Raw genomic sequence first — 14,437 nt, forward strand, 5'->3', positions numbered from 1 at the left:
AGCGCTTAATACGCCGGGCCCAGGCGGGATAAAATGGTTTTCGCTTCACCCAGCAATCGCTGGCGCGAGAACATCAGCTGCAGGCGGCCACCGCCAACCTGCTGCCACAATACTGCAGAGCGAATACCGGCCAGCAATGCGGCGCGCACTTTACTCTGCACTTGAGAATTCTGTAATACCTGCGGCGATCCGGTTACCTGAATGCGCGGCCCTAATGGGCTAATCACATCCACGTAAATCCCAGCCATGGCGCTGGCGATGGTATCGGACTCCAGCTCATAATGCGCCAGCTGACGATCAAGCTGGCCGATACGCTGTGCCAGCGTATTCAACGCGCTTTTGTTGCCGTGAAGCTTGCGCTCCAGCACCATCATACTCAGGGTGTAGCGCGTCAATTCCGCACCCGCGCCCTGGCGGCTGCTGCTGTTCAGCACCGCCATCAGGGTTTCTAACCCCAATTTCAAATTGGCTTCGTCATTGCCATATACCGCCAGCGTCGAACCGGGGTTGAGATCGAGCAGACTGCGCAGCGACACGTTCAATGCATGGGTGTTGCATTGCCCCTGATGCGCAAGCTGTTGCACTACATGTGCGGCCTGGCAAACGCCGGCCAACGCCAGCGTAATCTCATAATAGTTCTTAGCCACGCTTAACTCCTGTCATCGCGTCGGACAGCCCCGACCTTAGGCTTCTGCCAAAGGCAGGCGTTGTTCGATAATACCGCCACCAAGGCACACTTCGCCGAGATAGAACACGGCAGATTGGCCAGGCGTGACGGCCGCAACCGGCTCGTCAAATCGGACTTCAATGCGGTCTTCGCCGTGCGGAATGATTTCGCAGGGAATATCGGTTTGACGATAGCGGGTTTTTACCGTGCAGCGTAGCGGGGCCGCGATAGGCTGACGATTGACCCAATGCAGCTGCTGGGCAATCAAGCCGACCGACATCAGGCGCGGATGGTCGCCACCTTGCGCCACGATCAGGCGATTGCGCGCCACATCTTTGTCGACCACATACCAGGGATCGTCGTTGCTCTCTTTACGACCACCGATACCCAAGCCTTTACGCTGGCCGAGCGTGTGATACATCAGGCCCTGATGTTCACCAACGATTTCGCCGTCAACGGTTTCAATCTCACCCGGCTGGGCTGGCAGATAGCGGCCAAGGAAATCGCGGAATTTGCGCTCGCCGATAAAGCAGATGCCGGTGGAGTCTTTTTTCTTCGCCGTGATGAGATCGAGCTGCTCAGCGATGCGGCGTACTTCCGGTTTCTCCAGTTCGCCAACCGGAAACAGACTTTGTGCGATCTGCTGGTGGCTCAGGGTATAGAGGAAGTAGCTCTGATCTTTATTGCCGTCGAGGCCGCGCAGCAGGTGACTCTGACCGTCAACATCCTGACGGCGCACATAGTGGCCAGTGGCGATGAAGTCTGCGCCGAGATCGTCTGCCGCGAATTCGAGAAAAGCTTTGAACTTGATCTCTTTGTTGCACAGGATGTCAGGATTCGGCGTGCGTCCCGCTTTGTACTCTTCCAGGAAGTGTTCGAACACGTTGTCCCAGTATTCAGCGGCGAAGTTAATTTTGTGCAGTTTGATGCCGAGTTTGTCACACACGGCTTGTGCGTCAGCCAGATCATCGGCGGCGGTGCAATACTCCTCGCCGTCGTCTTCCTCCCAGTTCTTCATGAACAGGCCTTCCACCTGATAGCCCTGCTGTTGCAGTAACCAGGCGGAAACGGAAGAATCGACGCCGCCGGACATCCCGACGATCACTTTTTTCTGGCTGTTGTCAGACATGACGCACTCTTAAATTACGATAAAAACAGGCGGCGCATTCTATCATGCAGAAGCGGGGCGCGCACCCTCATGAAACGGCCACTGGAACGGCGCGACCAGTTGCAGCGGATAACGCGCGCCTTGTTGCCACAGTCGTACGCTCTCTGCCACCAACGGCGACCGCAGGCGATTGGCCGTCAGAATCTGCTCTGGCGGCAGCCACCAGCAGCAATCGATGTCGCGATCGTGCGGTGAGGTTTCCACTTTTTCCGCCAGATCGAGGCCAAACAGGAAACGCACAAAAGGTGTATCGTCCGGCGCAATCCACTGCTGCACGCCGAGAAAATAGTCGGGTTGGGCATCAATGCCCGTCTCTTCAAACAGTTCGCGCTGCGCTGCTTCGAGCAGGGTTTCATCGGCTTCAAGATGACCCGCTGGCTGGTTCCAGGTAATACGGCCGTGTACGCGCTCTTCTACCACCAGTAAATGTCCCTGGGCCTGCACAATACAAGCGACCGTTACATGAGGTTTAAACATCCTTCCTCCAAAATTGTTAACTAAAAGTTATTAAACGGCGGCGCTGATATCGCGCCATTCGCCCGGTGATAAATCGCCTAACTGATGCTCACCCATCGCAAAGCGAATCAGGCGTAACGTAGGGAAACCAATGTGCGCGGTCATACGACGTACCTGCCGATTGCGCCCTTCAAATAACGTGATTTTCAGCCAGCTAGTGGGGATGGCTTTGCGCTCACGAATCGGCGGCTGGCGCGGCCACAGCCACGCAGGCTCGGTCACAAACTCAATTCCCGCCGGTAAGGTTGGACCATCATTCAGCGTCACGCCGTGACGTAATAGGGATAAATCTGATTCCTGCGGCGCACCTTCAACCTGCACAAAATAGATCTTCCCGGTGCGCTTGCCGGGCTGCGTCAGCTGGGCCTGCAGCGCGCCATCGTTGGTTAAAATCATCAACCCTTCACTGTCGCGATCGAGGCGGCCCGCGGCATAAACGTCACTTACCGGCACAAAATCTTTCAGCGTGCGGCGTCCAGCCTCATCGCTGAATTGCGGTAAAACATCGAAAGGTTTGTTAAAGAGTATGACGCGTCTTGGGCCTTTCGGGCGGGTATCTCGGCGCACAGGCTTACGCGTTGGGGCGTTAGCACGCTTATCCTGGTGAATTCGTTGAGAAGTTTTTCGCATGGGCTTTGCAGTCGGAAACATTCGGCGCATTATAGCGCGAAACTACGGTGATTGGCGTAGCGGAAATAATCAAGTAGTATTGACCCGCATCTTACAAATCATTAACAAAAAATCGCTCGAAGGAGAGGTTGATGGAAAGCAAAGTAGTTGTTCCGGCGGAAGGTCAAAAAATCACCCTGGATCAGGGAAAACTGAATGTTCCGAATAACCCGATTATTCCTTACATTGAAGGTGACGGTATCGGCGTTGATGTTTCCCCGGTAATGTTGAAAGTGGTTGATGCCGCTGTGAAGAAAGCCTACAACGGCGAGCGAAAAATTTCCTGGATGGAAATTTACACCGGCGAAAAATCAGTAGAACTCTACGGCCAGGACGTCTGGCTGCCGCAAGAAACCCTCGATTTAATCAAAGAGTACCGCGTTGCCATTAAAGGCCCGCTGACTACCCCAGTTGGTGGCGGTATTCGTTCCCTTAACGTTGCGCTGCGCCAGGAGCTGGATCTGTACGTATGTCTGCGTCCGGTTCGCTACTACAAAGGCACACCAAGCCCGGTTAAGCGTCCAGAAGATACCGATATGGTGATCTTCCGTGAAAACTCAGAAGATATCTATGCAGGTATCGAGTGGAAAGCGGGCACGCCTGAAGCCGATAAAGTGATCAAGTTCCTGCGTGAAGAGATGGGCGTGAAGAAAATTCGCTTCCCAGAGCAGTGCGGTATCGGCGTTAAGCCTTGCTCGGAAGAGGGTACCAAACGTCTGGTGCGCGCAGCGGTAGAGTACACCATCACCAACGATCGTGATTCTCTGACGCTGGTTCACAAAGGCAACATCATGAAGTTCACCGAAGGTTCTTTCAAAGACTGGGGCTACCAGTTAGTGAAAGAAGAGTTCGGCGGCGAGCTGATCGATGGCGGCCCGTGGATGAAGTTTAAGAACCCAAACACCGGTAAAGAGATCATTGTTAAAGACGTGATCGCCGATGCCTTCCTGCAGCAGATCCTGCTGCGTCCGGCTGAATACGACGTTATCGCCTGTATGAACCTGAACGGCGACTACATCTCTGATGCCCTGGCGGCACAGGTTGGCGGTATCGGTATCGCACCGGGCGCAAACATCGGTGACGAATGCGCGCTGTTCGAAGCGACGCACGGTACAGCACCTAAGTATGCTGGTCAGGACAAAGTGAACCCAGGTTCAGTGATTCTGTCAGCAGAAATGATGCTGCGTCATCTGGAGTGGTTCGAAGCGGCTGACCTGATCGTGAAAGGTGTTGAAGGCGCTATCGCTAACAAAACCGTGACTTACGATTTCGAACGTCTGATGGACGGCGCTAAGCTGCTGAAATGTTCAGAGTTTGGTGACGCAATCATCAATAACATGTAATTTGCCTGACGGCAGAAAACATAACGGGAGCCAGTGGCTCCCGTTTTTTATTCACGTGTTATGAGTTTGCGAAATTATAAAATTTTTTCTGATAAATAATGGGTTTTGTTAATACTTACTTTTTCTTCTTTAATAAAAAATCACTCACGATAAATGCCACGACAAGATATACAGCTGATGAAATTAACGCATATTCTGGCCAGCAGCGGGCAGCAATAACGGCAAAAATAACGGCAGTTAGTATGGGCAGGCGAACGCCAAATAATTCCCATATGAAGTCCTGAAGCCAGGCTTTATAGGTTTTTTTCATGATGCAACGTTTAGAATAATAGAGACTCTATCTCCTGCTTTTTGACCGGTAAAAACATCAAAAACTTCCTCAATATGAATTTCTATCAGCACGTTATTGATCATATCCCCCACAGCTTTGCTGTTTATCCTGACAACAGGGAGCCAATGGCTCCCGTGATGTTTATATCATCCAGTCTGCTGCTCATCTGAATTTGTCGTCTGCGCACGCGCTTGCGACAGCCGCCAGAAATCGCTACCGCCTGGATGTTGGTACATTCGCAATGAAAACTGACCGATAATCGCATAGATATACTCGAAAATGGCCGATTGTGAATTCTCGTAGTCAACCCATAGCACCGATGAGGTAAAGCAGTACACCTCCACCGGCAGGCCTTCAGGTGAAGGTTTCATCGCTCGCACTACGATATACATATCTTTTTTAATATCGTCGCGCTGCGACAGCCACGCCGTCAGGTATTTGCGAAAAACAGTTAAATTGGTGATGCCGTTTTCCGCAAACCAGCGCTCATTGACCGCATTCGTATCGCGCCCATCCATCAGCGCGGAAAGCTGTTCACTGACGCCGCGAATCTGGCTCATCTGCTGCACCATGTCGTGATCGAGAAAACGGATCGACATCTGATCGAGATGGAAGCTGCGCATAATGCGGCGCGCACCCGATGAGAACATCGCTTGCCAATTGGTATAGGTTTCTGTGAGGAAGTTTTTAGTTGGGATGCGCGACAGCGTGTTGTCCCAGTTGCGGATCGTAATAGTATGCAGCGCAATATCGATCACTTCGCCGCTGATCCCGTTATCGGGCATTTCAATCCAGTCACCCAGCTGCAGCACGTCATTTGATGACACCTGAATATTTGCTACCAATGACATTAGCGTATGCTGGAACACCAACATTAATACCGCAGCCACCGCACCCAAACTGGAAATGATAATCACCGGTGATTTATTCGACATAATCGCCAAAATCATGATCGCCGAAATAATGTGCACCAGAATTTTACCGATCTGAATATAGCCTTTGATCGAGTGATTCTTACGTTTGGCTTTTTTCGAGTAGGAGTTATTAACAATCTCCAGCACTTCGGTAAAGAACAGCGATAAATACACGAAGAACAGAATGCCGCAGATGGTCTTGATCGCGATTAACAGATGTTCGGGCAAATCCGGCATAAACTGCAGCAGATAATAGACCGTAATCACTGGAATGAAATTGGAGAGCTTTTCAGATAAGCGGACATCTTTATCGAGCGGCACTTCATTCTTGTGCGCGCTGAAGAACACCTTTCTGACCACTTTAACGATAAAGAATTTGCAGATTAGATGGGCGATCATGCCAGCGACCATCAGGATTAGCAGGCTAAAAGCGGCAGACAATACCGTATTGCCCTCAATAAAATTTTGGATATTACTTAAAAAAGTCATTTCAACCACATACCGGACAGTGTTGAGGAGAATTCAAACATAATTGGCGTCAAGGGCGATATGCGACGCGTGCGTAATACGCTACCTGACTGCGGGTTTACAATCCCTTTCCTGGAAGTTTGAAACAGCTAGCATTTAAACATTAACGGTAGTGTGCGTTATCTCATAAACCGCTATCTTCATCGCATTCGTGAGAGGAGGTGGTATGCAAGGTGTCATTAAGTTCGTCAAAGGTTGGCTGCTGTTTTCGCTGCTGTGGGGCATTTTTATGTGGTTTGTCTCCTGGCAAGCGCAGGGTAAAGAGATGGGCATGGTGATCGTGATGAGCTTATATGCGGGATTAATTTATCAGGCGTTAATGACCATGGTGGCGCGCTATAAAGCACGACGTGCACAGATCTGATGAGAAATGAAGCCTGATGAGTAACGGGGCCCTGGAGGCCCCGTTTTGACGGATTATTTCCGTCCGAGCAGGAAACCGACAATCACGCCAATGCTGGCTGCCACGGCCAGGCCGGTTGCTGGATTATCACGCACCGATTTCACCACGCAATCCGCTGCATCCTGAACCGCATAGCTGGCCTGAGAGGGATAACGGCGCGCTGCGCCTTTCGCTTGCTGACGGCGTGAACCGGTGACTTCGCCAAATTTTTCCTGAACGGCACCCGCCGCTTCGTTCAATTTTGCTTCCGCTTTATCGCTCATGTTAACTCCCTGATAGTGGTGGATGTCTTACTTAGCGTAGTCAGAGAAACTGCAGTCAGCAAATGACGCAGCGGGAAAGGTTGTAACAGCAATTTGCAGTAAGCAAAAATTCTGTCCAGACTAAAAAGCGGTCAAGTGCATTCAGCACGCAGGTTAACGGGCGATTCAAAGCGGAGGAATCATGAAGCGCGATGTATTAAACGAAGACGATTATGATGAAGTATGCCGCGTGATCGGCGATGCCGTCATTGTATTAACCGAACTGGGACATGAAACCCGTCGGGCGGAAATCACCAGGCTGCTGCAACGTACACGTCATCAGCGCGCCCATGATGAGCGTGATGAACAGCGTATGCTAGAGCACGCCATTCGGCTGGTTAAGCCGTAATCTACTCATCCACGACATGGTTAGCTTTTATCTCGATACGCCGGATACCAGCTGACCAGAAAATGGCGCAGATGATCAAAACACCACTCCGCATCCTCGGCCTGCTGGCAGTAATAGCGCAACGTCACTTTTTCATAGTGTCGATGCCGGAGGTGAAGCGGTGACCAGCCCCAATCCAGCACGGCGCGCGCATAATTGATTAACGTTCCACTCTGCATGTTGTGCTGCTTTTCCTGACGGCTCAGGTAAACCTCAAATGCCTGATCGAGGCTTTGTGTCTCTTCACGGCTGGCAGTGGATAGGGTTGGGCGAAAGGCGATATCGATAAAACCGCATACGCCATCCTCACGCCGCTGCCAGTCGCAGGCCAGCGTCATGAATAAGCCGTCCTGCAAATTGACCTCTTCGAGCAAGCGCCGCATATTTTCGGAATACTTTCCCGCAGCGATCTCGTCAATGCGACCGGTTTCTAACGTGAGGTCAAATCCGCAGGGATTCACCGAACCATCCACATTGGTGGTGGCAGGGAAGGGGAAATCGATATAACCGTTATTATCCAGACTTTTTTCCATCATGCAGGTCCGCAGCGTGAGATGGGCAGACAATAAACCATCTCACGTCGTGACGCACGGCTTAAGGGCACGTCCAGGTAATCATGGTGTTCTGATAAGGATTGATCAGGCGAAACTGTTTATCCGATAGTCGCTGGGCATAGAAGCCTTCGGCAGTAATGGCCGAGGGCACATACTGAAAGCGATCGGTGGAGTGCAGCGTACCGCTTTGGACTTTTACCCCATCGCGCGTAACGGCAAAGGCGTTGACCAAATCGAAGATTCGCGCCTGGGTATTGCCCATCGACTGACCATAAATTGTCGAAACCTCACCAGGACAGTCGACACCTTTTGGTGTCGAACTGCAGCCCGCTAAAACGAAAAGGGTGAGTACAACTGTGATTCGCCACATGAGCACCTGCTTCATTCCCTGGTTTGCCATGGCACGCCAATGCGTACTGATAACTGGATCATAGCAGGTCTGACGCTGCTTCCCATTTGTCATTTGTATAATCGTTAAGCGGAAGAAATGTAAAGGGGTGACTTTACTAGCTGATAAACGGTATTCTTGCCAGCGTTGCGCACCGGGTAAGCAAAACAAGGGTAAATGAATGAAAGAAGAAGAAGCGAGTTTAATGATTCTTCAGCACGCGATCGACAAATTAGAAGCCGACAAAAAAAAGCAGGTCATGAACTGCGTAGCGGCCATTCAGGAAGTGATGCAGCGTTTTGAAGCCGAAGAGGCCGGCCTGGCCTTGATGTTAGTCGCCGCACAGGTGGCTGCAGAGTAAATCCTCTCTCCCTCGTCTCACCATAAATTCTGTCAAATAGCTTTGCTGCTGCTCAGTCGACAAGACTGATGCCCAGCAGCAAAGCTATTAAGTATTAATCTTTCTCCTGGTTTTCTTTCAGACAGTCTGTGCTACACCTGTTTGTGAATCCAAAAGGAGGATGAGATGAAAAAGACACTGTTTTTAGTGGGTACTTTTAGCCTTGGCCTGCTGCTGGCGGGTTGTGCATCCGATCACGTCTTGCATACCACCGATGGTCAAACCATTGTGGTTCAGGGTAAGCCGAAGGTCGATGACGATACCGGCATGATTACTTACAAAGATATTGACGGTAAAGAACAGCAGATTAATCGCAATCAGATCAAAGACATGAACTCGATAAACTGACCTTTCCAGTTTGATTTTTTTTAGTGCGGCCCGCGTCCTGCAGGCCGCTTGCCTTCATCATCCCCACAAATGTGTTACCCTTCTGCACGAAAATCCCAACGAAATCATCATTTAACCTCAGCGGAGAATCCAATGAAGGCGATAGTTATGGCCGTTGGCGTGCTGGCTTGTCAGATTGCGCCCGCCTGGAGCGAAACCGAATATCAAATCACGTGTCCGGGTCGTCCTACCATGACGGTATCACGTGCCGAATACGGACTGAGCACCCTGATGTGGCCAGCGCGTCATTTTCAAATTGCTGCCGGGCAGCAGCGTACCAGTCTGAAAGAGGGTGACAAGGTTTCCATCACCCGCTTTCGCAATGGCGATCAGTTGATTGTGAACAAAAATAATCAAGAGACCTTTTTCGTCTACGCAGACAGCGATAAGCTGTTGCCCTGCAGTCGGACGGAAAAACGCGACGCGGAAATCCTTTCACTGGAACGTTATGACGATAGCGCCCGCCCAAACTCGTGATTGCCATTACAAGGAGCTCGTTATGCAACTCAGCATTACCGATAGCGTCTCTCATCAGGATCTTGATGAAGTCCGCCTTGGCCTCAACACCTACAATAGTCGCTTCATTAACGTTGATGAGTTAAAACCGATTGGCGTGTTTATTACCGATGCATCGGGCCGTAAACAAGGTGCATTAACCGGTTCCACTTATGGCAACTGGCTACGCATCGATATGCTGTGGGTCAGTGATGAACTGCGCGGGCAAGGGGCAGGCAGTCAGTTAATTCTGGCGGCAGAAGAGGAAGCGCGTGCGCGCGGCTGCCGCTATGCGCAAGTTGATACCGCCAGTTTCCAGGCGCGTCCGTTTTACGAGAAGCTGGGCTATACGTTACGGCTGAGTCTTGATCACTATCCCCGCCATCATCAGCGTCACTATCTCAGCAAAACGCTGTAGTTAAATCAGCTGCCGCTGACGCAGATCCAGCGGCGACTGTTCTGCTTCATCAATCGCTGCCAGCCAGCTTTGCAAGTTCACCTTTGCCCATGAAAGATGTCCGCGCGTGGTGCTCATCAACACCACATCGGGTCGCAAAGAGCGATAGAGCTCCAGCGACTGCTGCAGCTCAGTAAGGTTACTCTCCGGCATCAGTACGCTGATCCAGCGATTGTAGTCACGCGTGAGCGTATCACCCACAAACAGATAGGTATGACCCAGCGGGGAGCGATAAAGATAGCTGCTGCTGCCGGGCGTATGGCCGGGCGTCGGCAGCAGATGAAAATCGCCGAAATGCGTCTCTTGCTGGGTAAAGGTTTCATCTGGCTCAATAACCAAACTCACCGGACCCAGCGAACGGCTATGGCAGTAGAGCGCGCTATTAAAGCGTTGCTGAATGGCGCGCGCGCCGGGTGCCGCTTCATGCCAGTGCGTGAAATAGTGACGAATCACGCCACCCGCATCGTCGAGAAATTCGTGGTCGAGTGGATGCTCCACGCGCCCAATTAATAAATTGCCGCGTGGATGGCGCAGCATAAAGCCATGCATCATTAAATCGCTTGCCGTTTGTTCGGCAGGGAATTCTGGCGTGGAGATCCACAAATCGTCGTACAGTGGCTTCATTGTCGGTCTCCTGCGGCAAAACGTTAGCGCAATGTCGGGTGGCCGGTGAAGGCGAGCTGTGCTTCTCCGCTCTCAATCTGCAACGTGGCGCTGGCACCCAGCGGCAGCGTCACGGTATCAGCATCGTGTCCAAATGCCAGATCGCTAATCACGGGGATATGGTACTCATCACGGACGCGCTGCCAGACGGTGGAAAAATCAAAACCATTGTCGTAGGCCGACAGCGACGTACTGGTAAAGCTGCCGGTGATAATTGCTTTCTGGCGCGGCAAAATGCCACTCTGCTGTAGCTGAATCAGCATGCGTTCAATGCGGAAGGGATGTTCATTAACATCCTCGATCACCAAAATCCCGCCTTCGATCTGCGGCATCCACGGCGTACCAATCAGCGAGCAAATCATGGCCAGATTGCCACCCCATAACGTACCGTGCCAGCGGCCGCGATCCGGACTCTCACTTGGCCAGCTAACGTTGACTGTAGGTGAAGTTAGCGCTTGCCAAAAGTGGTACTGAGTAAATTCAGATAAAGCCTCTGCGCCGAAATTGCCCGCCAGCATTGGCCCACTGAAAGTAATCAAGCCCGTTTGCGCCAGCAATGCCAGCTGAATGGCGGTGAAATCGCTGTGTCCACATAGCGCCACCGGCTGATTAAGCAAGCGACGTTGCAGGCCGATATAATCAATCTTATCGAGCAAACGTGATGCGCCATACCCGCCGCGTACTGCCAGCATGATATCGGGCAGAGGTTCCAGTGTTGCCAACTCATTGATATCATTCAGCCGCTGCGCATCATCGCCGGCAAAACGTTGATAGCGGCGAGTAATCGCGGATTGATTCTGCAGATGATGGCCTGCGGCCTGTAAACGACTGACCGCGCGCTGGGCGGCATCCTGATTGTGGCAATAGCCGGAAGGGGCGATTAAACGTAGCGTGCGGGGCGTGAACATAACTTCCATCCTGCTGTCTATTTGCCTGCCGATGATGACGAAATGCGTTAACGAAGTCACGGCGGCATAAGGTTTTTTACCGATTTAGGATAAACGGTAATTTTGCATCGCGCTGCGCCAGGTATGATAGCTTGCGCCAACCCTATTGCGGAACCAAAAATCAGTGAAAATTCGCCTACTTATGCTTTCTGCACTGTTGCTAGCTGGCTGTTCAAGCGAGCCGGAGAAAACGGCACTGCCCGAGAAGAATACGCCATTAACGCAGGCACCCCCCTCGAAAGTAAATGATGCATGGTCAATGTTTACCGAAGATGCCGCCAGTCATTATGGCGTTGATGAGAAGTTAATCAGCGCCATTATTAGTGTCGAATCCGGAGGCAATCCCACCGTAGTGAGCCGCTCCAATGCGGTTGGTTTAATGCAAATTAAGGCTTCGACCGCCGGCCGTGAAGTTTATCGTACGCAGGGCCGTCGTGGTCAGCCATCCTCTTCAGAGCTGCGCGATCCGGCAAAAAACATCGATATCGGGGCCGCGTATCTGAAAATTCTGCAGGATTCAGCGTTAGCCGGCATTCGCGATCCGCTGACGCTGCGTTACGCCACCATTGTTTCCTATGCGAATGGTGCGGGTGCGCTGCTGCGCACCTTCTCGCGTGACCGCGATCGTGCCATTGCGATGATCAACGCCATGACGCCGGACGAGTTTTACCAACACGTACAGAACAAACATCCGGCGGCGCAGGCCCCGCGTTATCTGTGGAAAGTCACCACCGCGTACCGCACCATCGGTTAATGTGCGTAGGGTCGCCATTCATGGCGACCTGGTTAACAACCGCAATATTCATGGCGACCTGGCTAACAGCCGCACCACATCAACCCTCTGCCAATAATCGCGCCGTCGGATAATCGACAATCAACACCTGTACATAGCCGCCGCGCAACGCGCCGCGAATCGCCTGCGCTTTCTCTTTGCCGCCGGCGAGTGCCACCACTTGCGGACAGCGTTTAACCTGCGCCAGCTCCATACCAATCACCGGATCTTCTGCCGCGCTCAGCACCGGCTGACCATCGGCATCGAAATAGTGCAGGCAAATATCACCCACCGCGCCACGCTCGGCCAGCGTGCGCAGCATCTCGCCGTCGTAATAGTTGCCGGAGTTACGCAGCAGGGCGGATGGCTCAAGATCGCCAATGCCGACAATCGCCAAATCCACCTGGTCAAACTTCTCCAGTACCACCGCCACCTCGGGATTAACCGACAAACGCTGGCGATCCTGCACCGAATGCTCAATCGATTGCGATGGCAAAAGCCATGCTGGACAGTTCAGCAGCGCCGCCAGATTTTGCGTCAGGATCGTCGCCTGCACGTTGCCATTGGCGCCAACCCCGCCCAGCAGCTGAATCACCCCTTTGCAGGGGGCGCTCAGCGGATGCAGCGCATCCACCATAGCGCGGATGGTGCCGCTCCATGACGAAATGCCAATCAGCTCATCGGCGCGCAGACGCGTTTCCAGATAGTGCGCGGCAGCGGAACCGATCGCCTGTTTGATCTGCAAAGCCGATGCCTGATCCGGCACATCCACCACAATTACCTGCGGCAGTTGATACCGTTGCTCAATGGCTTTTTCCAGTTCGGGAAACACGTTGGCAGGCGGCACAACGCTGATCTTCACCACGCCTTCTTTCACGCTGCGATTGAGAATACGTGATACGAAGGATTGTGACAGCTTCAGCAGCTGCGCAATGTCGGACTGCTTCCTGCCTTCCACGTAATAGAGCGTGGCGATTTTCACCATCAGCCGCTGTTCATCCTGTTTTGCCATGGTTTTTTCTCTCTCTTAACCTGCCTGGTATTGTTAATCAGCCGCTGATAAATAACAACGCAGAACATTTTGTGATCGTTTTCGCTTTTTAAACATCGCGCATTGGACGTGCTCATTAAGGCAGCGCATAGTCACTATGCATATAAAATCATAATTGAATATATATTCAATCGGAGATCGCCAATGAAAGCCTCTGTTCTTAAAGTCTCTCTACTTGCTTCACTCATATTGATATCGGCAGCGTCGCTGGCGGCGGATAAGGGGCTGCTGGCCATCATCACGCCATCACATGACAACCCGTTCTTTAAAGCGGAAGCCGACGGCGCGCAGGAAAAAGCCAAAGCGCTGGGCTACACCACGCTGGTGGCCTCGCATGATGATGACGTCAACAAGCAGAACCAGTTGATCGAAACCGCTATCGCGCGCAAAGCCAAAGCCATCATCCTTGATAACGCCGGCGCTGATGCCACCGTTGGACCGGTACAAAAAGCCAAAGATGCCGGTATTCCCACCTTCCTTATCGATCGTGAAATCAACAAAACCGGTATCGCCGTGGCACAAATTGTCTCCAACAACTATCAAGGCGCACAGCTCGGTGCGGAGAAGTTCGCCAAGCTGCTGAACGGCAAAGGCGATTATGTGGAGCTGCTGGGTAAAGAGTCGGATACCAACGCGGGCGTGCGTTCGCAGGGTTATCACGATGTGCTGGACGATTATCCCGATCTGAAAATGGTGGCACAGCAGAGTGCCAACTGGAGCCAAACCGAAGCGTTTAGCCGGATGGAAACCATCCTGCAGAAGAACCCCAACATTGTCGGCGTGATCTCCGGTAACGACACCATGGCGCTGGGTGCGGAAGCGGCGTTAAAAGCAGCGGGTAAAACCAACGTGATTATCGTCGGCTTCGACGGCAGTGATTACACCCGCGACTCCATCATCAACAAAGGCAATATCAAAGCTACCGTGCTGCAGCCGGGCTGGGATCAGGCGCAAATGGCGGTTGAGCAGGTGGATTATTACCTGAAGAACGGCAACGCGCAGAAAGAAGAGAAGCAGCTGATGGATTGCGTGCTGATTGACGACAGCAACGCCTCGAAGCTGAAAACCTTCAAGCTGGCGCAATAAGATGGTGG

General features: G+C 52.2%; 21 protein-coding genes. 9 read left to right on the forward strand and 12 right to left on the reverse strand.

The features are described 5' to 3' along the window. Positions 1-5: 5 nt before the first annotated feature. Genes hflD through rluE form a run of 4 tightly spaced genes read right to left on the reverse strand, consistent with a single transcriptional unit; the run spans position 6 to position 2,981 of the window. Positions 6-647, reverse strand: a complete 642-nt coding sequence (hflD, locus tag ACIP6T_RS03755) for a high frequency lysogenization protein HflD (RefSeq protein ID WP_400455430.1) — start codon at positions 645-647, stop codon at positions 6-8. A gap of 36 nt (positions 648-683) precedes the next feature. Then, positions 684-1,796: a tRNA 2-thiouridine(34) synthase MnmA gene (mnmA, locus tag ACIP6T_RS03760; protein ID WP_400455431.1), complete on the reverse strand. Its 1,113-nt coding sequence runs from the start codon at positions 1,794-1,796 to the stop codon at positions 684-686. Positions 1,797-1,838: 42 nt separating this feature from the next. After that, positions 1,839-2,312: an NUDIX domain-containing protein gene (locus ACIP6T_RS03765; RefSeq protein WP_097094214.1), complete on the reverse strand. Its 474-nt coding sequence runs from the start codon at positions 2,310-2,312 to the stop codon at positions 1,839-1,841. Positions 2,313-2,342: 30 nt separating this feature from the next. Continuing rightward, on the reverse strand, positions 2,343-2,981 hold the full coding sequence (rluE, locus tag ACIP6T_RS03770; RefSeq protein WP_400455434.1) for a 23S rRNA pseudouridine(2457) synthase RluE: 639 nt from the start codon (positions 2,979-2,981) through the stop codon (positions 2,343-2,345). 131 nt (positions 2,982-3,112) lie between these two features. Between rluE and icd the strand changes: the two genes are divergently transcribed. Next, positions 3,113-4,363 (forward strand): NADP-dependent isocitrate dehydrogenase, encoded by a 1,251-nt coding sequence (gene icd, locus ACIP6T_RS03775; protein ID WP_097094212.1) that lies wholly within the window; start codon positions 3,113-3,115, stop codon positions 4,361-4,363. Positions 4,364-4,478: 115 nt separating this feature from the next. Here icd and ACIP6T_RS03780 read toward each other — a convergent pair whose 3' ends face one another. Together ACIP6T_RS03780 and ACIP6T_RS03785 are read right to left on the reverse strand one after the other, a co-directional pair. After that, positions 4,479-4,673, reverse strand: a complete 195-nt coding sequence (locus tag ACIP6T_RS03780) for a hypothetical protein (protein ID WP_345826868.1) — start codon at positions 4,671-4,673, stop codon at positions 4,479-4,481. 167 nt (positions 4,674-4,840) lie between these two features. After that, positions 4,841-6,097, reverse strand: coding sequence for a mechanosensitive ion channel family protein (locus tag ACIP6T_RS03785; RefSeq protein WP_097094210.1), 1,257 nt, complete (start codon positions 6,095-6,097; stop codon positions 4,841-4,843). Positions 6,098-6,302: 205 nt separating this feature from the next. Here ACIP6T_RS03785 and ACIP6T_RS03790 point away from each other — a divergent pair, with 205 nt between their 5' ends. Further along, on the forward strand, positions 6,303-6,500 hold the full coding sequence (locus tag ACIP6T_RS03790) for a DUF6404 family protein (RefSeq protein ID WP_097094209.1): 198 nt from the start codon (positions 6,303-6,305) through the stop codon (positions 6,498-6,500). 53 nt (positions 6,501-6,553) lie between these two features. Here the strand turns inward: ACIP6T_RS03790 and ACIP6T_RS03795 are convergent, their stop codons facing one another. Continuing rightward, positions 6,554-6,802, reverse strand: a complete 249-nt coding sequence (locus tag ACIP6T_RS03795) for a CsbD family protein (RefSeq protein WP_097094208.1) — start codon at positions 6,800-6,802, stop codon at positions 6,554-6,556. A gap of 181 nt (positions 6,803-6,983) precedes the next feature. Between ACIP6T_RS03795 and ACIP6T_RS03800 the strand changes: the two genes are divergently transcribed. Beyond that, entirely contained in the window at positions 6,984-7,190 is a 207-nt protein-coding gene (locus ACIP6T_RS03800; protein WP_097094207.1) for a DUF2767 family protein, read from the forward strand. Positions 7,191-7,210: 20 nt separating this feature from the next. On the opposite strand, the gene ACIP6T_RS03805 is transcribed toward ACIP6T_RS03800, so the two are convergent. Further along, positions 7,211-7,762 (reverse strand): hypothetical protein, encoded by a 552-nt coding sequence (locus ACIP6T_RS03805; protein WP_097094206.1) that lies wholly within the window; start codon positions 7,760-7,762, stop codon positions 7,211-7,213. Positions 7,763-7,823: 61 nt separating this feature from the next. Then, positions 7,824-8,153 (reverse strand): hypothetical protein, encoded by a 330-nt coding sequence (locus tag ACIP6T_RS03810; RefSeq protein ID WP_097097554.1) that lies wholly within the window; start codon positions 8,151-8,153, stop codon positions 7,824-7,826. 199 nt (positions 8,154-8,352) lie between these two features. Between ACIP6T_RS03810 and ACIP6T_RS03815 the strand changes: the two genes are divergently transcribed. From ACIP6T_RS03815 to ACIP6T_RS03830, 4 genes are all read left to right on the forward strand, one after another. Beyond that, positions 8,353-8,532, forward strand: coding sequence for a hypothetical protein (locus ACIP6T_RS03815; RefSeq protein WP_008108187.1), 180 nt, complete (start codon positions 8,353-8,355; stop codon positions 8,530-8,532). Between the two features lie 165 nt (positions 8,533-8,697). After that, the gene (locus tag ACIP6T_RS03820; RefSeq protein WP_097094205.1) at positions 8,698-8,919 is read left to right on the forward strand and encodes a YgdI/YgdR family lipoprotein; all 222 of its coding nucleotides are present in this window, start codon (positions 8,698-8,700) and stop codon (positions 8,917-8,919) included. Between the two features lie 132 nt (positions 8,920-9,051). Beyond that, complete coding sequence (locus ACIP6T_RS03825) at positions 9,052-9,435, forward strand: hypothetical protein (RefSeq protein WP_097094204.1); 384 nt, start codon at positions 9,052-9,054, stop codon at positions 9,433-9,435. A gap of 22 nt (positions 9,436-9,457) precedes the next feature. Then, positions 9,458-9,871 (forward strand): GNAT family N-acetyltransferase, encoded by a 414-nt coding sequence (locus ACIP6T_RS03830; protein ID WP_097094203.1) that lies wholly within the window; start codon positions 9,458-9,460, stop codon positions 9,869-9,871. Here ACIP6T_RS03830 and ACIP6T_RS03835 read toward each other — a convergent pair whose 3' ends face one another. Together ACIP6T_RS03835 and ldcA are read right to left on the reverse strand one after the other, a co-directional pair. Next, a complete protein-coding gene (locus ACIP6T_RS03835; protein WP_097094202.1) occupies positions 9,872-10,534 on the reverse strand; it encodes an MBL fold metallo-hydrolase in 663 nt (220 codons plus the stop codon). A gap of 23 nt (positions 10,535-10,557) precedes the next feature. After that, the gene (ldcA, locus tag ACIP6T_RS03840) at positions 10,558-11,481 is read right to left on the reverse strand and encodes a muramoyltetrapeptide carboxypeptidase (RefSeq protein WP_400455439.1); all 924 of its coding nucleotides are present in this window, start codon (positions 11,479-11,481) and stop codon (positions 10,558-10,560) included. 163 nt (positions 11,482-11,644) lie between these two features. On the opposite strand from ldcA, the gene emtA reads away from it, so the two are divergent. Then, positions 11,645-12,274, forward strand: coding sequence for a membrane-bound lytic murein transglycosylase EmtA (gene emtA, locus ACIP6T_RS03845; RefSeq protein ID WP_400455441.1), 630 nt, complete (start codon positions 11,645-11,647; stop codon positions 12,272-12,274). A 79-nt stretch (positions 12,275-12,353) separates the two neighbouring features. Here the strand turns inward: emtA and ACIP6T_RS03850 are convergent, their stop codons facing one another. Further along, on the reverse strand, positions 12,354-13,304 hold the full coding sequence (locus tag ACIP6T_RS03850; protein WP_097094199.1) for a sugar-binding transcriptional regulator: 951 nt from the start codon (positions 13,302-13,304) through the stop codon (positions 12,354-12,356). A 183-nt stretch (positions 13,305-13,487) separates the two neighbouring features. Between ACIP6T_RS03850 and ACIP6T_RS03855 the strand changes: the two genes are divergently transcribed. Continuing rightward, on the forward strand, positions 13,488-14,429 hold the full coding sequence (locus ACIP6T_RS03855; protein WP_176519116.1) for a D-ribose ABC transporter substrate-binding protein: 942 nt from the start codon (positions 13,488-13,490) through the stop codon (positions 14,427-14,429). Positions 14,430-14,437: the final 8 nt, after the last annotated feature.

It is taken from the genome of Pantoea sp. NPDC088449 (genome assembly GCF_044753225.1).
Taxonomy (GTDB): domain Bacteria; phylum Pseudomonadota; class Gammaproteobacteria; order Enterobacterales; family Enterobacteriaceae; genus Pantoea; species Pantoea floridensis.

Excerpts from the sequence above, each read along its gene's own strand:
- ACIP6T_RS03810 (WP_097097554.1), bottom strand. The coding sequence starts at position 8,153 with ATGTGGCGAATCACAGTTGTACTCACCCTTTTCGTTTTAGCGGGCTGC.
- ACIP6T_RS03855 (WP_176519116.1), top strand. The coding sequence starts at position 13,488 with ATGAAAGCCTCTGTTCTTAAAGTCTCTCTACTTGCTTCACTCATATTG.
- ACIP6T_RS03795 (WP_097094208.1), bottom strand. The coding sequence starts at position 6,802 with ATGAGCGATAAAGCGGAAGCAAAATTGAACGAAGCGGCGGGTGCCGTT.
- ACIP6T_RS03765 (WP_097094214.1), bottom strand. The coding sequence starts at position 2,312 with ATGTTTAAACCTCATGTAACGGTCGCTTGTATTGTGCAGGCCCAGGGA.
- ldcA (WP_400455439.1), bottom strand. The coding sequence starts at position 11,481 with ATGTTCACGCCCCGCACGCTACGTTTAATCGCCCCTTCCGGCTATTGC.
- ACIP6T_RS03790 (WP_097094209.1), top strand. The coding sequence starts at position 6,303 with ATGCAAGGTGTCATTAAGTTCGTCAAAGGTTGGCTGCTGTTTTCGCTG.
- ACIP6T_RS03815 (WP_008108187.1), top strand. The coding sequence starts at position 8,353 with ATGAAAGAAGAAGAAGCGAGTTTAATGATTCTTCAGCACGCGATCGAC.
- ACIP6T_RS03780 (WP_345826868.1), bottom strand. The coding sequence starts at position 4,673 with ATGAAAAAAACCTATAAAGCCTGGCTTCAGGACTTCATATGGGAATTA.
- ACIP6T_RS03830 (WP_097094203.1), top strand. The coding sequence starts at position 9,458 with ATGCAACTCAGCATTACCGATAGCGTCTCTCATCAGGATCTTGATGAA.
- ACIP6T_RS03800 (WP_097094207.1), top strand. The coding sequence starts at position 6,984 with ATGAAGCGCGATGTATTAAACGAAGACGATTATGATGAAGTATGCCGC.
- ACIP6T_RS03835 (WP_097094202.1), bottom strand. The coding sequence starts at position 10,534 with ATGAAGCCACTGTACGACGATTTGTGGATCTCCACGCCAGAATTCCCT.
- ACIP6T_RS03820 (WP_097094205.1), top strand. The coding sequence starts at position 8,698 with ATGAAAAAGACACTGTTTTTAGTGGGTACTTTTAGCCTTGGCCTGCTG.
- ACIP6T_RS03825 (WP_097094204.1), top strand. The coding sequence starts at position 9,052 with ATGAAGGCGATAGTTATGGCCGTTGGCGTGCTGGCTTGTCAGATTGCG.
- rluE (WP_400455434.1), bottom strand. The coding sequence starts at position 2,981 with ATGCGAAAAACTTCTCAACGAATTCACCAGGATAAGCGTGCTAACGCC.
- ACIP6T_RS03805 (WP_097094206.1), bottom strand. The coding sequence starts at position 7,762 with ATGGAAAAAAGTCTGGATAATAACGGTTATATCGATTTCCCCTTCCCT.
- ACIP6T_RS03850 (WP_097094199.1), bottom strand. The coding sequence starts at position 13,304 with ATGGCAAAACAGGATGAACAGCGGCTGATGGTGAAAATCGCCACGCTC.
- icd (WP_097094212.1), top strand. The coding sequence starts at position 3,113 with ATGGAAAGCAAAGTAGTTGTTCCGGCGGAAGGTCAAAAAATCACCCTG.
- mnmA (WP_400455431.1), bottom strand. The coding sequence starts at position 1,796 with ATGTCTGACAACAGCCAGAAAAAAGTGATCGTCGGGATGTCCGGCGGC.
- ACIP6T_RS03785 (WP_097094210.1), bottom strand. The coding sequence starts at position 6,097 with ATGACTTTTTTAAGTAATATCCAAAATTTTATTGAGGGCAATACGGTA.